This is a genomic window from Acidovorax sp. A79 (assembly GCF_041154505.1).
Taxonomy (GTDB): Bacteria; Pseudomonadota; Gammaproteobacteria; order Burkholderiales; family Burkholderiaceae_C; genus Acidovorax.
This window is the reverse complement of record NZ_AP028672.1, coordinates 2,438,987-2,453,219: the sequence shown is the minus strand read 5'-3', so window position 1 is coordinate 2,453,219 and position 14,233 is coordinate 2,438,987. Positions and strand designations below refer to the sequence as shown.

Genomic DNA, 14,233 nt, shown 5'->3' with positions numbered 1-14,233 from the left:
ATGGCTCGCATTAGTCTGGATCTGGCGCATTCCTACAAGCCCAACCCGCAGCAGGACAGCGATTACGCGCTGCTGCCGCTCAAGATGGAGTTCGAGGACGGCGGTGCCTATGCGCTGCTGGGCCCCTCGGGCTGTGGCAAGACCACCATGCTCAACATCATGTCGGGCCTGCTCGTGCCCTCGCACGGCAAGGTGCTGTTCGATGGCCGCGACGTGACGCGCGCCAGCCCGCAGGAGCGCAACATTGCGCAGGTGTTCCAGTTCCCCGTGATCTACGACACCATGACGGTGGCCGAGAACCTGGCCTTCCCGCTGCGCAACCGCAAGGTGCCCGAAGACCAGATCAGGCAGCGCGTGGGCGTGATCGCCGAGATGCTGGAGATGAGTGGGCAGCTCAACCAGCGCGCGGCCGGCCTCGCGGCCGATGCCAAGCAGAAGATATCGCTGGGCCGTGGCCTGGTGCGCGCCGATGTGGCGGCCGTGCTGTTCGACGAGCCGCTCACGGTGATCGACCCGCACCTCAAGTGGCAGCTGCGGCGCAAGCTCAAGCAGATCCACCACGAACTCAAGCTCACGCTGATCTATGTGACGCACGACCAGGTCGAGGCACTGACCTTTGCCGATCAGGTGGTGGTGATGACGCGCGGCCGTGCCGTGCAGGTGGGCTCGGCCGACGCGCTGTTCGAGCGGCCCGCACACGTCTTTGTGGGCCACTTCATCGGCTCGCCCGGCATGAACTTCCTGCCCGCCCAGCGCGATGGAGCCGCGTTGTCGGTGGCGGGCCACCGCCTGGCCGCGCCGGTGGACCGCGCCCTGCCCGAAGGTGTGTTGCAGGTGGGCGTGCGGCCCGAGTACCTGGCCCTGGCCGAGCCCGGCCAAGCCGGCGCGTTGCCCTGCACGGTGGTGCAGGTGCAGGACATCGGTACCTACCTGATGCTGACCGCCAAGGTGGGCGAGCACACGCTCAAGGCGCGCTTCAGCCCGGAAGCACGGCTGCCTTCCGCGGGGGATGCCGTCTGGCTGCAGGTGCTCGGCGAGCACACGTGCTTCTATCAAAACGAGGAGCTGCTGGCATGAGCACCACCACCAAGCCCGTGAACCAGAAGGCCTGGTTCCTGATCCTTCCGGTCATCATCTGCGTGGCTTTCTCGGCCATCCTTCCGTTGATGACGGTGGTGAACTACTCGGTGCAGGACATCATTTCGCCCGAGCGCCGGGTGTTCGTGGGCACCGAGTGGTTCGCCGCCGTGATGCGCGACGAGGAGCTGCACGCCGCGCTGTGGCGCCAGATCACGTTCTCGCTGGCCGTGCTGGCGGTGGAGATCCCGCTGGGCATCCTGCTCGCTCTGTCCATGCCCGCGCAGGGGTGGAAGTCGTCCGCCGTGCTGGTGGTGGTGGCGCTGTCGCTGCTGATTCCCTGGAACGTGGTGGGCACCATCTGGCAGATCTATGGCCGCGCGGATATCGGCCTCATGGGGCGCCTGCTGCAGGAGGCGGGCATCGAGTACAGCTACACCGGCAACGCCGCGCATGCGTGGCTCACGGTGCTGCTGATGGACGTGTGGCACTGGACGCCGCTGGTCGCGCTGCTCGCCTTCGCCGGCCTGCGCTCCATCCCGGATGCGTACTACCAGGCGGCACGCATCGACGGCGCCAGCAAGTTCGCGGTGTTCCGCTACATCCAGCTGCCCAAGATGCGCGGCGTGCTCATGATCGCGGTGCTGCTGCGCTTCATGGACAGCTTCATGATCTACACCGAGCCCTTCGTGCTCACGGGTGGCGGGCCGGGCAATGCCACCACCTTCCTGAGCCAGTACCTGACGACCAAGGCCGTGGGCCAGTTCGACCTGGGCCCCGCCGCAGCGTTCTCGCTGATCTATTTCTTCATCATCCTGCTGCTGTGCTTCATCCTCTACAACTGGATGCAGCGCGTGGGCACCGCCAGCAACGAAGGGGCCGGCCATGAATGAAAAACGCTTCCACAAGCGGTCGGTGTTCCTGATCGCCTACCTGGTCTTCGCCGTGCTGCCCATCTACTGGATGGTCAACATGAGCTTCAAGACCAACGCGGAGATCCTCTCGACGTTCTCGTTCTTTCCCCAGAACTTCACGTGGGACAACTACAAGACCATCTTCACCGACGAGTCCTGGTACTCGGGTTACATCAACAGCCTGATCTACGTGGCCATCAACACGGTGATATCGCTGACCGTGGCGCTGCCGGCGGCCTATGCGTTCTCGCGCTACCAGTTCCTGGGCGACAAGCATGTGTTCTTCTGGCTGCTGACCAACCGCATGACGCCGCCGGCCGTGTTTTTGCTGCCGTTCTTCCAGCTCTACACCACCGTGGGGCTGATGGACACGCACATTGCCGTGGCGCTGGCGCACCTCTTGTTCAACGTGCCGCTGGCGGTATGGATCCTGGAAGGCTTCATGAGCGGCATTCCGCGCGAGATCGACGAGACGGCCTATATCGATGGCTACAGCTTTCCGCGCTTTTTCATGACGATCTTCCTGCCGCTGATCAAGGCCGGCGTGGGCGTGGCGGCGTTCTTCTGTTTCATGTTCAGCTGGGTGGAGCTGCTGCTGGCGCGCACGCTGACCAGCGTGAATGCCAAGCCCATCGTGGCCACCATGACGCGCACGGTGAGCGCGAGCGGCATGGACTGGGCCACGCTGGCCGCCGCCGGCGTGCTGACCATCGTGCCGGGTGCCATCGTGATCTGGTTTGTTCGGCACTACATCGCGAAGGGTTTCGCGATGGGCCGGGTTTGAGGAGATATCGCCATGTTTGAGTGGATGGCTTGGACGCTGCCCGTGGCGGTGTTCTTCATTTGCATCGTACTGATGCTGATTGGCATGACGGTGTGGGAGATCAAGTCGCCCACGACGATGCGCAAGGGTTTTTTGCCGCTGGAGACGACGCGCGGTGATCGGCTGTTTATTGGGCTGTTGTCAGCGGCCTACGTGAATCTGATTTTTGTGGGCATCAGCGGCAAGCTGGCCCAGTGGTTCAGCCTTCAGGGCGATCCTTCGATCTGGATCAGCTTCGTGCTGTCGATGGCGCTGCTGGCGCTGATCCTGCGCAAGGGGTAGCGCGTTCGCAGGCAGCTTTCATTCCGTTGGTTCCCGTCGCGCGGCTCAACCCTTCCCCGGAGCCGGGCGACCCTTGCATCCAAAAGGGGAGATGACTATGAGGAGACAGGCACTATGAAGACGCGGTACACAGCGCTGGCATTGGCAGTTGCGGTCATGACGGGCCAGGCCGCCATGGCGGGCGAGGCGGAAGCCAAGAAGTGGATTGACAGCGAGTTCCAGCCTTCCACGCTGAGCAAGGACCAGCAGATGGCCGAGATGAAGTGGTTCATCGATGCGGCCAAGAAGCTGCAGGCCAAGGGCGTGAAGGAAATCTCGGTGGTGTCTGAAACCATCACCACCCACGAATACGAATCCAAGACGCTGGCCAAGGCGTTCGAGGAAATCACGGGCATCAAGGTCAAGCACGACCTGATCCAGGAAGGCGACGTGGTCGAGAAGCTGCAGACCTCCATGCAGTCCGGCAAGTCGATCTATGACGGCTGGATCTCCGATTCGGACCTGATCGGTACGCACTACCGCTACGGCAAGATCATGAGCCTGACCGACTACATGGGCGGCGCGGGCAAGGAATTCACCAACCCCGGCATCGACCTCAAGGACTACATCGGTACCAAGTTCACGACCGGCCCGGACGGAAAGATGTACCAGCTGCCCGACCAGCAGTTCGCCAACCTGTACTGGTTCCGCGCCGACCTGTTCGACCGCAAGGACATCAAGGACAAGTTCAAGGCCAAGTACGGCTACGACCTGGGCGTGCCGCTCAACTGGAGCGCCTATGAGGACATCGCCGAGTTCTTCACCAACGACGTGAAGAACATCGACGGCAAGCCCATCTATGGCCACATGGACTACGGCAAGAAGGACCCTTCGCTGGGCTGGCGCTTCACGGATGCATGGCTGTCCATGGCGGGCACGGCGGACATTGGCGCGCCCAACGGCCTGCCGATCGACGAATGGGGCATCCGCGTGGCCGACGACAAGTGCACGCCCGTGGGCGCCTCGGTGGCCCGTGGCGGCGCTACCAACTCGCCTGCTGCGGTCTACGCGCTGACCAAGTACGTGGACTGGATGAAGAAGTACGCGCCCAAGGAAGCCACGGGCATGACCTTCGGCGAAGCCGGCCCCGTGCCCGCCCAGGGCCAGATCGCCCAGCAGATCTTCTGGTACACCGCCTTCACGGCCGACATGACCAAGCCCGGCCTGCCTGTGGTGAATGCCGACGGCACGCCCAAGTGGCGCATGGCCCCCGGCCCGAACGGCCCGTACTGGAAGCAGGGCATGCAGAACGGCTACCAGGACGTGGGCAGCTGGACCTTCTTCAAGGACCACGACGCCAACAAGACCGCCGCTGCCTGGCTCTACGCCCAGTTCGTGACGGCCAAGACCACGTCGCTCAAGAAGACCATCGTGGGCCTGACCCCGATCCGCGAGAGCGACATCCAGTCCAAGGCCATGACCGACATGGCGCCCAAGCTGGGCGGTCTGGTCGAGTTTTATCGCAGTCCCGCCCGCGTGGCATGGTCGCCCACCGGTACCAACGTGCCTGACTACCCCAAGCTGGCACAGCTGTGGTGGAAGAATGTGGCGCAGGCGGTCACGGGTGAGAAGACGCCCCAGGGCGCCATGGACACGCTGGCCGACGAAATGGACCAGGTGATGGCCCGTCTGGAACGTGCCGGCATGGCGCATTGCGCCCCCAAGCTCAATCCGAAGAGCGACAACGCCAAGTGGCTGAGCGACAAGCAGGCGCCTTGGGCCAAGCTGGCCAATGAGAAGCCGAAGGGCCAGACGATTGCGTACGGCACGCTGCTGCAGGCTTGGAAGGACGGCAAGGCACGTTGAGACCCTGAAGCGGTCGCTTCTTGACGACTGATGCCACCGGCAGCCAGGGCTCACAAGGTCTCTGGCTGCCTTTTTTTACTCCATGCCGCCCCCGGAGTTCCTTCCCCTTGGGCGGTTTCTCATCCCGGAAGTGCCAAGAATTCAAGGGTAAACCCTTAATTCTTGTTCCGCCCATGGACAATCACCCCATGACCATCGCCACTGCCCCCCTTCCTACGCGACGCGCCGACCTGCTGGCCCGTCTGGCCCAGCCGCACCACTACGACCTTGCCGTGATTGGTGGCGGGGCGACGGGGCTGGGAGTCGCTGTGGATGCGGCGGCGCGCGGTTTCAGCGTGGTCCTGGTGGATTCGCACGACTTCGCCAAGGGGACCTCGTCCCGTGCCACCAAGCTGGTGCATGGCGGTGTCCGCTACCTGGCCCAGGGCAACATCGCGCTGGTGCGCGAAGCGCTGCACGAGCGCACGACCTTGCTGCACAACGCGCCGCATCTGGCCCAGCCCCTGCCTTTCGTGATGCCCTCGTACCGTTTCTGGGAGACGCCTTTTTATGGCATCGGGCTCATGATGTACGACGCCCTGGCCGGAAAAGCCGGACTGGGTGCCACCCAGTTCCTGGGCCGTGCGCGCACCCTGGAATGCCTGCCCACGGCCCGGACCGAGGGGCTCAAGGGAGGGGTCAAGTACTGGGACGGGCAGTTCGACGATGCCCGGCTGGCCCTGGCGCTGGCGCGGACGGCGGCGGGTCTGGGCGCCCTGGTGGTCAACTACTGTCCTGCGCGGTCCCTGGTCCACGAGGCGGGAAAGGTGGCGGGCCTTGTCTGCGAGGACGCCGACAGCGGCCAGCAGTTCACTGTTCGCGCCCGCACCGTGGTGAATGCCACCGGCGTGTGGGTGGATGCCCTGCGCCAGATGGACGGCGAGGCCATTGGCCGCCCCGTCAAGCCGATCGTGGCGCCAAGCCAGGGTGTGCACATCGTGGTGGATCGCGAGTTCCTTCCCTCCGACCATGCCCTCATGGTGCCCAAGACAGCCGATGGCCGGGTCCTGTTTGCAGTGCCCTGGCTGGGCAAGCTCATTCTGGGGACGACGGACAGCCCGCGCCAGGACATCGTGCGGGAGCCGGAGCCTTTCCACGAGGAAGTCCAGTTCATCCTGGAAGAATCGGCGCGCTACCTCACCCGCGCCCCCAAGATCGGGGACATCCGCAGCATCTGGGTGGGCCTGCGTCCCTTGGTGAAGCCGCAGGACGACGATGGCGACAACACCAAGAAAATCAGCCGCGAGCACACCGTCCTGGCCAGCCGCAGCGGCCTGATCACCGTGACCGGTGGCAAATGGACCACCTACCGCGCCATGGCTGAAGATGTGTTGCAAAAATGCTTCACCACGGGCCTGCTGCCCGAAAAACCCGCGGGCGTGACCAATCATTTGCCCCTGGTGGGAACGCCCCCGGGGCCTGTGCGGCACCGTATCAGCGATGCCCAGGGGCTGCACTCCTATGGCAGCGAAGCGGCGGCCGTTCAGGAAATGCCGGGTGCACAGACGGATCTGGGCGGCGGCCTGACGGAGGCGATGGTGCGGTTCGCTGCGCGGCATGAATACGCCCGCACGGTGGAAGATGTGCTGGCGCGCCGCTGCAGGCTGCTGTTCCTCGATGCCCGCAAGGCCATTGAACTGGCGCCCGCCGTCGCTGGCCTCCTGCAGGAGGAACTGGGTTCGGACCCTCGTCTCGGCGACTTTCTGGCGCTGGCGCAACAGTATCTGCACGCCCCTGGCTGATGCGGCGCTTGACTTTCCTGAAGTCCTTTGCAATAATCGAGGGCTTCGCGTTTCCTACGTGAAGTTTCTGCCCAGCGGGAAGTGCTGCAAATGGTTTGCGGTGCGGACGACGGGCCCAAGACTGACTGGCTGATCCGCAGCCCTTGAGAAGTTCTCTGGGGCTGTTGTCTTCTGGTGCAAGTTGGGAATATTGAAATGATCCAGACAGAATCTCGGTTAGAGGTTGCCGACAATACCGGCGCTAAGTCCGTCCTTTGCATCAAGGTGCTGGGTGGTTCCAAGCGTCGCTATGCAAGCGTTGGCGACATCATCAAGGTGAGCATCAAAGAAGCCGCTCCACGTGGCCGCGTCAAAAAAGGCGAGGTTTACAGTGCGGTGGTCGTTCGCACGGCGAAGGGTATTCGCCGTGGCGACGGTTCGCTCGTCAAATTCGATGGCAACGCTGCAGTGTTGCTGAACGCAAAGTTGGAGCCTATCGGCACCCGCATCTTTGGACCCGTGACGCGTGAATTGCGTACCGAGAAGTTCATGAAGATCGTGTCCCTGGCTCCTGAAGTTCTCTAAGGACGCGCCATGAACAAGATTCGCAAGGGCGACGAAGTCATCGTGCTGACCGGCCGTGACAAGGGCAAGCGTGGCACGGTGTCGCTGCGCAAGGATGACTCCCACCTCGTCATCGACGGCATCAACCTCGTCAAGAAGCACGCCAAGCCAAACCCCATGAAGGGTACGACGGGCGGCATCATTGAAAAGGCCATGCCGATTCACCAGTCCAATGTGGCCATCTTCAATGCCGCGACCGGCAAGGCTGATCGCGTGGGCATCAAGGTGCAGGCTGACGGCACGCGCGTTCGCGTGTTCAAGTCCAGCGGCGCTGAAATCAAGGCGGCCTAAGGGGTAAACATGGCACGACTCCAAGAAATTTACCGCGACAAGATCGCTCCCGAACTGACCAAGCAGTTCGGATACACCTCGCCGATGCAGGTTCCCCGTCTGACCAAGATCACCCTGAACATGGGCGTGAGCGAGGCAGTCTCGGACAAGAAGGTGATGGACAACGCCGTGGCCGACCTGACCAAGATTGCTGGTCAGAAGCCCGTGGTGACCAAGGCCAAGAAGGCTATCGCCGGTTTCAAGATCCGCGAAGGCCAGGCCATCGGTTGCATGGTCACGCTGCGCGGCGTGCAGATGTATGAGTTCCTGGACCGTTTCGTGACCGTGGCTCTGCCCCGCGTTCGTGACTTCCGTGGTATCTCCGGCCGCGCTTTCGACGGCCGTGGCAACTACAACATCGGCGTCAAGGAACAGATCATTTTCCCTGAAATCGAGTACGACAAGGTGGATGCCTTGCGCGGTCTCAATATCAGCATCACCACGACGGCCAAGTCGGACGAAGAAGCCAAGGCTCTCCTCGCTGGTTTCCGTTTCCCGTTCAAGAACTGAGGCGAAGCATGGCTAAAGTAGCTTTGATCCAGCGCGAACTGAAGCGCGAAAAACTGGCAGCCAAGTACGCAACCAAGTATGCGGAACTGAAGGCAATCGCTGGCGATGCCAAGCGCAGCGACGAAGAGCGCGATGCAGCCCGCCTGGGCCTGCAAAAGCTCCCCCGCAATGCCAACCCGACGCGTCAGCGCAACCGTTGCGAAATCACCGGTCGTCCTCGCGGCACCTTCCGTCAATTCGGTCTGGCTCGCGCCAAGATCCGTGAACTGGCTTTTGCAGGCGACATCCCTGGTGTCACCAAGGCCAGCTGGTAAGCAGGCAGGAGAGATTAAACATGAGCATGAGTGATCCCATCGCTGACTTGCTGACCCGCATCCGTAATGCACAGATGGTCGCCAAGGCCACGGTTCTGGTGCCTTCTTCCAAAGTGAAGATTGCCATCGCCCAGGTGCTGAAGGACGAAGGTTATATCGACGGCTTCCAGGTGAAAACCGAAGCTGGCAAGTCGGAACTCGAAATTGCCCTGAAGTACTACGCAGGCCGTCCCGTGATTGAGCGCATCGAGCGCGTCAGCCGCCCCGGACTGCGTGTCTACAAAGGCCGTGATTCCATTCCACAAGTCATGAACGGTCTGGGTGTGGCAATTGTCACGACGCCCAAGGGCGTGATGACCGATCGCAAGGCGCGCGCTACCGGTGTCGGTGGCGAAGTGCTCTGCTACGTGGCCTAACCCGCGGCATTGAGGAGAAACTGAAATGTCCCGAGTAGGAAAAATGCCCGTGACCATCCCCGCTGGCGTGGATGTGTCCGTGAAAGATGACCAGATCTCTGTCAAGGGTTCTGGTGGCGCCCTCTCGCTCGCACAGAATGTGCTGGTGAAGGTGTCGAGCAATGAAGGCAAGCTGAGCTTTGCGCCTGTCAACGACTCCCGCGAAGCCAATGCCATGAGCGGCACGATTCGCCAGTTGGTCAACAACATGGTGGTCGGTGTCAGCAAGGGCTTTGAAAAGAAGCTGAGCCTGGTGGGTGTGGGTTACAAGGCTGCTGCTTCCGGTTCCAAGCTGAACCTGGCTGTGGGCTATTCGCACCCGGTCAATATCGAAATGCCCGCTGGCATTACGGTCGCAACCCCCACGCCCACGGAAGTGGTGATCAAGGGTGCTGACCGCCAGCGTGTGGGGCAAATCGCTGCTGAGATCCGTGCTGTTCGTCCACCCGAGCCCTACAAGGGCAAGGGTATCCGCTATGCGGACGAAAAGATCACGATCAAAGAGACCAAGAAGAAATAAGGAGCTGCAACATGTTGACCAAGAAAGAGCAGCGTCTTCGTCGTTCGCGCCAGACCCGCATCCGCATTGCACAGCAAGGCGTGGCGCGTCTCACCGTGAACCGTACGAACCTCCATATCTACGCCAGTGTGATCTCCGGCGATGGCAGCAAGGTGCTGGCAAGTGCATCGACGGCAGAAGCCGACGTGCGCAAGTCGCTCGGCGGTTCGGGCAAGGGTGGCAATGCCGCTGCAGCCCAGATCATCGGCAAGCGCATCGCTGAAAAAGCGAAGGCTGCGGGTGTCGAGAAGGTTGCATTTGATCGCGCAGGCTTTGCCTACCACGGTCGCGTCAAGGCCCTGGCCGACGCAGCCCGTGAAGCCGGCCTGCAGTTCTAAGCGGAGCGAATAAAAAATGGCTAAATTTCAACCCAAAGTGCAGAGCGAAGGTCAGGACGACGGTCTGCGCGAAAAAATGATCGCGGTCAACCGCGTGACCAAAGTCGTGAAGGGCGGCCGTATCCTCGGCTTCGCCGCACTGACGGTGGTTGGCGACGGTGACGGCCGTGTTGGCATGGGCAAGGGCAAGTCCAAGGAAGTGCCTGCTGCCGTGCAAAAGGCGATGGAAGAAGCCCGCCGCAACATGGTCAAGGTATCGCTCAAGAACGGCACCATCTACCACAACGTGACGGGCCACCATGGCGCTGCTGTCGTGATGATGGCTCCCGCTCCCAAGGGTACCGGCATCATTGCTGGCGGCCCCATGCGCGCCGTTTTCGAAGTGCTGGGCGTGACGGACATCGTGGCCAAGAGCCATGGTTCCTCCAACCCCTACAACATGGTCCGTGCCACTTTTGATGCGCTCGTCAATTCGACCACTCCGTCGAATGTGGCAGCCAAGCGCGGCAAGACGGTCGAAGACATCTTCGCCTGAATCGGAGCCTGAAAATGACAACGCAACAAACCGTCAAGATTCAATTGGTGCGCAGCCCTATCGGCACCAAGGAATCGCACCGCGCCACCGTCCGTGGCCTGGGCCTGCGCAAGCTCAACAGCGTGAGCGAACTGCAGGACTCGCCCGAAGTGCGCGGCATGATTAACAAGATCAGCTATCTGGTCAAAGTCCTCTGAGAGATAGATCATGGAACTCAATAGCATCAAGCCCGCAGACGGTGCCAAGCATGCCAAGCGCCGTGTAGGCCGTGGTATCGGCTCCGGCCTGGGCAAGACCGCTGGCCGTGGTCACAAGGGTCAGAAGTCGCGCGCCGGTGGCTACCACAAGGTGGGCTTCGAAGGCGGTCAAATGCCTCTGCAACGTCGCTTGCCCAAGCGCGGCTTCAAGTCGCACCTGCTCAAGTTCAATGCAGAAGTGACGCTGACGGCGCTCGATCAGCTCGGCCTGGCCGAAGTGGACGTGCTGGCACTCAAGCAAGCTGGCCTCGTGGGCGAGCTGGCCAAGGTGGTCAAGGTCATCAAGAGCGGTTCCCTCACCAAGGCTGTCAAGCTCAATGGCGTGGGCGCTACGGCAGGTGCCAAGGCAGCGATCGAAGCTGCTGGCGGCAGCGTCGCCTGAGTGTGGCTCTGAAGGAAGGCATCTGTGGCTACTAGCGCAGCTCAAATTGCAAAGACCGGCAAGTTCGGCGACCTGCGTCGCCGTCTGGTTTTTCTGTTGCTTGCGCTGGTCGTGTATCGCATAGGGGCTCATATCCCTGTGCCTGGTATCGATCCAGCCCAACTCCAGCAGCTGTTCAGTGGCCAGCAAGGCGGCATCCTGAACCTGTTCAACATGTTCTCGGGTGGTGCGCTGTCGCGTTTCACGGTCTTCGCTCTGGGGATCATGCCGTACATCTCGGCATCGATCATCATGCAGCTGATGACTTACGTGATTCCCACGTTCGAGCAGTTGAAGAAGGAAGGCGAAGCCGGTCGCAGGAAGATCACGCAGTACACCCGCTACGGAACGTTGGGCCTGGCTCTGTTCCAGTCGCTGGGTATTGCCGTCGCGCTGGAAAGCTCCGCAGGCCTGGTGCTGAGCCCTGGTTTCGGGTTCCGCATGACCGCCGTCGTCAGCCTGACCGCCGGCACGATGTTCCTGATGTGGCTGGGTGAGCAGATCACTGAACGTGGTTTGGGCAACGGTATCTCGATCCTGATCTTTGCAGGTATCGCAGCCGGATTGCCCAGTTCCATCGGTGGTCTCCTTGAACTGGTTCGTACGGGTGCCATGAGCATCCTGGCCGCCATCTTCATCGTCCTCGTGGTCGGTCTGGTGACCTACTTCGTGGTGTTTGTGGAGCGTGGTCAGCGCAAGATTCTGGTGAACTACGCCCGTCGGCAGGTAGGTAACAAGGTCTACGGCGGTCAGTCGTCGCACTTGCCCCTCAAGCTGAACATGGCTGGCGTGATTCCTCCGATCTTTGCTTCGTCGATCATCCTGTTGCCCGCCACGGTGGTGAACTGGTTCAGTGCAGGCGAGTCGATGCGCTGGTTGAAGGACATCTCGGGTGCGTTGACTCCTGGTCAGCCCATCTATGTGATGTTCTACGCTGCCGCGATTGTGTTCTTCTGCTTCTTCTATACGGCACTGGTGTTCAACAGCCGTGAGACTGCAGATAACCTGAAGAAGAGCGGTGCGTTCATCCCAGGCATCCGGCCCGGTGAGCAGACGGCCCGTTATATCGACAAGATCCTGGTTCGCCTGACCTTGGCAGGCGCTGTGTACATCACCTTCGTGTGCTTGCTGCCAGAGTTCCTGATCTTGAAGTACAACGTTCCGTTCTACTTTGGTGGGACATCGCTGCTGATCATTGTGGTGGTGACAATGGACTTCATGGCCCAGGTTCAGAACTACATGATGTCGCAACAGTACGAATCGCTGCTCAAGAAAGCGAATTTCAAGGGCAACGCAGGCGGTTGATGATGATGAAGGAAGGCAGTTGGTCGCGTAGCGGCGACTGCCTGCAGAACTGGATATCGGTTGAGTTGGCGCCCCACGATTTTTCGCGGGCACAAATTGTGTTCCGTGCGAAACAGCCGGGACGGATGGAAAAGTTTTAGGAGAATGCAATGAGAGTTTCGGCTTCGGTCAAAAAAATCTGCCGCAACTGCAAGATCATCCGCCGCAAGGGTGTGGTGCGCGTGATCTGCACGGATCTGCGTCACAAGCAGCGCCAAGGTTGATTGGAAAGTATTAGAGGACGCATATGGCACGTATCGCTGGCATTAACATTCCGCCGCACAAGCACGCGGAAATCGGTTTGACCGCCATTTTTGGCATTGGTCGCACCCGCGCTCGCAAGATCTGCGAAGCAACTGGTATCGCTTACTCCAAGAAGATCAAGGATCTGACGGATGGTGATCTGGAAAAAATTCGCGAGCAAATCGAGCAGTTCACCATTGAAGGTGACCTGCGCCGCGAAACCACGATGAACATCAAGCGCTTGATGGACATCGGCTGCTATCGTGGCTTCCGCCATCGCCGCGGTCTGCCAATGCGTGGTCAGCGCACCCGTACCAATGCACGCACTCGCAAGGGTCCGCGCAAGGGTGCAGCTGCACTGAAGAAATAAAGAGATTGAAAGATCATCATGGCTAAGTCTCCTGCCAATAACGCAGCTCAGCGCGTTCGCAAGAAGGTCCGGAAGAATGTTTCGGACGGCATTGCACACGTGCACGCCTCGTTCAACAACACCATCATCACGATCACCGATCGCCAGGGCAATGCCCTGTCGTGGGCATCGTCCGGTGGCCAAGGTTTCAAGGGCTCGCGCAAGTCCACTCCCTTCGCAGCCCAAGTAGCTTCGGAAGTGGCTGGCCGCGCTGCCATCGACCAAGGCATCAAGAACCTTGACGTTGAAATCAAGGGTCCTGGCCCAGGGCGTGAATCCTCGGTGCGTGCTCTGGGCGCCCTGGGCATTCGCATCACGTCCATCTCCGATGTGACCCCCGTGCCTCACAACGGCTGCCGCCCTCAAAAGCGCCGTCGTATCTAATCTCTCTCTAAGCCCACCGCCGCCTGTGAACGCGCAAGCGCCTCAGGCGGCTCCCGCAATGGTTTGCGGTAGATGACACAAAGGAAGCTCAAGTGGCACGTTACCTCGGCCCCAAGGCCAAACTCTCCCGCCGTGAAGGCACGGACCTGTTCCTCAAGAGCGCACGTCGCTCGATTGCCGACAAGTCCAAGTTCGACTCCAAGCCAGGCCAGCACGGCCGCACCTCCGGTGCCCGCACGTCCGACTACGGCCTGCAACTGCGTGAAAAGCAGAAGGTCAAGCGCATGTACGGCGTGCTGGAAAAGCAGTTCCGCCGCTACTTCGAAGCCGCCGAAGGCAAGAAGGGCAATACCGGCGCCAACCTGCTGTTCCTGCTGGAATCCCGTCTCGACAACGTGGTGTACCGCATGGGCTTCGGCTCGACCCGCGCCGAAGCGCGCCAGCTGGTCTCGCACAAGGCGATCACGGTGAACGGCAAGTCCGTGAACATCGCGTCCTACCTCGTGAAGACGGGCGATGTGGTGGCCGTGCGTGAAAAGTCCAAGAAGCAGAACCGCATTGTTGAAGCCCTGCAATTGGCTGCCCAGGTCGGCATGCCTGCGTGGGTGGAAGTGAACGCCGAGAAGGCCGAAGGCATCTTCAAGAAGGTGCCGGACCGTGATGAGTTTGGCGCCGACATCAACGAATCCCTGATCGTTGAGTTGTACTCGCGCTAATCGCTCGGTACATATTTCAAGAAAACCGTCCCTGAACCGCGAGGCATCGCGGTTTAGGCGCTTCACCAGCCTTACCGGTGTAACGAGCTGGGG

Annotated in this window: 21 protein-coding genes; all 21 read left to right on the top strand. The window is 61.0% G+C overall.

All coding sequences use genetic code 11. The features are described 5' to 3' along the window. The 21 genes from ACAM51_RS11260 (at position 1) to rpsD (ending at position 14,140) form a co-directional block, all read left to right on the top strand. Positions 1–1,077: an ABC transporter ATP-binding protein gene (locus ACAM51_RS11260; protein WP_218296823.1), complete on the top strand. Its 1,077-nt coding sequence runs from the start codon at positions 1–3 to the stop codon at positions 1,075–1,077. After that, positions 1,074–1,970 (top strand): carbohydrate ABC transporter permease, encoded by an 897-nt coding sequence (locus tag ACAM51_RS11255; protein ID WP_218296824.1) that lies wholly within the window; start codon positions 1,074–1,076, stop codon positions 1,968–1,970. Before ACAM51_RS11260 ends, ACAM51_RS11255 begins: the two co-directional genes overlap by 4 nt. Then, positions 1,963–2,775, top strand: coding sequence for a carbohydrate ABC transporter permease (locus tag ACAM51_RS11250; RefSeq protein WP_369643571.1), 813 nt, complete (start codon positions 1,963–1,965; stop codon positions 2,773–2,775). The genes ACAM51_RS11255 and ACAM51_RS11250 overlap by 8 nt, the downstream gene beginning before the upstream one ends. Before the next feature lie 12 nt (positions 2,776–2,787). Next, a complete protein-coding gene (locus ACAM51_RS11245) occupies positions 2,788–3,096 on the top strand; it encodes a DUF2160 domain-containing protein (RefSeq protein ID WP_218296826.1) in 309 nt (102 codons plus the stop codon). Positions 3,097–3,210: 114 nt separating this feature from the next. Beyond that, positions 3,211–4,941, top strand: a complete 1,731-nt coding sequence (locus ACAM51_RS11240) for an ABC transporter substrate-binding protein (protein WP_218296827.1) — start codon at positions 3,211–3,213, stop codon at positions 4,939–4,941. A gap of 188 nt (positions 4,942–5,129) precedes the next feature. After that, the gene (locus ACAM51_RS11235; RefSeq protein WP_369643570.1) at positions 5,130–6,722 is read left to right on the top strand and encodes an FAD-dependent oxidoreductase; all 1,593 of its coding nucleotides are present in this window, start codon (positions 5,130–5,132) and stop codon (positions 6,720–6,722) included. A 195-nt stretch (positions 6,723–6,917) separates the two neighbouring features. Beyond that, positions 6,918–7,286, top strand: a complete 369-nt coding sequence (rplN, locus tag ACAM51_RS11230) for a 50S ribosomal protein L14 (protein ID WP_007861702.1) — start codon at positions 6,918–6,920, stop codon at positions 7,284–7,286. 9 nt (positions 7,287–7,295) lie between these two features. Continuing rightward, positions 7,296–7,616: a 50S ribosomal protein L24 gene (rplX, locus tag ACAM51_RS11225; protein ID WP_008906524.1), complete on the top strand. Its 321-nt coding sequence runs from the start codon at positions 7,296–7,298 to the stop codon at positions 7,614–7,616. 9 nt (positions 7,617–7,625) lie between these two features. Further along, complete coding sequence (gene rplE / locus ACAM51_RS11220) at positions 7,626–8,165, top strand: 50S ribosomal protein L5 (RefSeq protein ID WP_005793632.1); 540 nt, start codon at positions 7,626–7,628, stop codon at positions 8,163–8,165. Between the two features lie 8 nt (positions 8,166–8,173). Continuing rightward, the gene (gene rpsN, locus ACAM51_RS11215; RefSeq protein ID WP_007861712.1) at positions 8,174–8,479 is read left to right on the top strand and encodes a 30S ribosomal protein S14; all 306 of its coding nucleotides are present in this window, start codon (positions 8,174–8,176) and stop codon (positions 8,477–8,479) included. 20 nt (positions 8,480–8,499) lie between these two features. Beyond that, entirely contained in the window at positions 8,500–8,895 is a 396-nt protein-coding gene (rpsH, locus tag ACAM51_RS11210) for a 30S ribosomal protein S8 (RefSeq protein ID WP_008906523.1), read from the top strand. Positions 8,896–8,920: 25 nt separating this feature from the next. Then, positions 8,921–9,454: a 50S ribosomal protein L6 gene (gene rplF, locus ACAM51_RS11205; protein WP_218296829.1), complete on the top strand. Its 534-nt coding sequence runs from the start codon at positions 8,921–8,923 to the stop codon at positions 9,452–9,454. An 11-nt stretch (positions 9,455–9,465) separates the two neighbouring features. Further along, entirely contained in the window at positions 9,466–9,831 is a 366-nt protein-coding gene (rplR, locus tag ACAM51_RS11200) for a 50S ribosomal protein L18 (RefSeq protein WP_005793639.1), read from the top strand. Positions 9,832–9,847: 16 nt separating this feature from the next. Then, positions 9,848–10,366 (top strand): 30S ribosomal protein S5, encoded by a 519-nt coding sequence (gene rpsE / locus ACAM51_RS11195; RefSeq protein WP_218296830.1) that lies wholly within the window; start codon positions 9,848–9,850, stop codon positions 10,364–10,366. A 14-nt stretch (positions 10,367–10,380) separates the two neighbouring features. Further along, a complete protein-coding gene (rpmD, locus tag ACAM51_RS11190; RefSeq protein ID WP_007861725.1) occupies positions 10,381–10,563 on the top strand; it encodes a 50S ribosomal protein L30 in 183 nt (60 codons plus the stop codon). 10 nt (positions 10,564–10,573) lie between these two features. Then, positions 10,574–11,005: a 50S ribosomal protein L15 gene (gene rplO / locus ACAM51_RS11185; RefSeq protein ID WP_055395677.1), complete on the top strand. Its 432-nt coding sequence runs from the start codon at positions 10,574–10,576 to the stop codon at positions 11,003–11,005. A gap of 24 nt (positions 11,006–11,029) precedes the next feature. Beyond that, the gene (gene secY, locus ACAM51_RS11180; RefSeq protein WP_218296831.1) at positions 11,030–12,349 is read left to right on the top strand and encodes a preprotein translocase subunit SecY; all 1,320 of its coding nucleotides are present in this window, start codon (positions 11,030–11,032) and stop codon (positions 12,347–12,349) included. A 149-nt stretch (positions 12,350–12,498) separates the two neighbouring features. Beyond that, positions 12,499–12,612 carry a 50S ribosomal protein L36 gene (gene rpmJ / locus ACAM51_RS11175; RefSeq protein WP_005793651.1) on the top strand — a complete coding sequence of 38 codons (114 nt, stop codon included), beginning with the start codon at positions 12,499–12,501 and terminating at the stop codon, positions 12,610–12,612. A 23-nt stretch (positions 12,613–12,635) separates the two neighbouring features. Continuing rightward, complete coding sequence (gene rpsM, locus ACAM51_RS11170; protein ID WP_008906516.1) at positions 12,636–13,001, top strand: 30S ribosomal protein S13; 366 nt, start codon at positions 12,636–12,638, stop codon at positions 12,999–13,001. Between the two features lie 18 nt (positions 13,002–13,019). Beyond that, positions 13,020–13,424: a 30S ribosomal protein S11 gene (rpsK, locus tag ACAM51_RS11165; protein WP_005793662.1), complete on the top strand. Its 405-nt coding sequence runs from the start codon at positions 13,020–13,022 to the stop codon at positions 13,422–13,424. A gap of 92 nt (positions 13,425–13,516) precedes the next feature. Continuing rightward, a complete protein-coding gene (gene rpsD / locus ACAM51_RS11160) occupies positions 13,517–14,140 on the top strand; it encodes a 30S ribosomal protein S4 (RefSeq protein WP_218296832.1) in 624 nt (207 codons plus the stop codon). Positions 14,141–14,233: the final 93 nt, after the last annotated feature.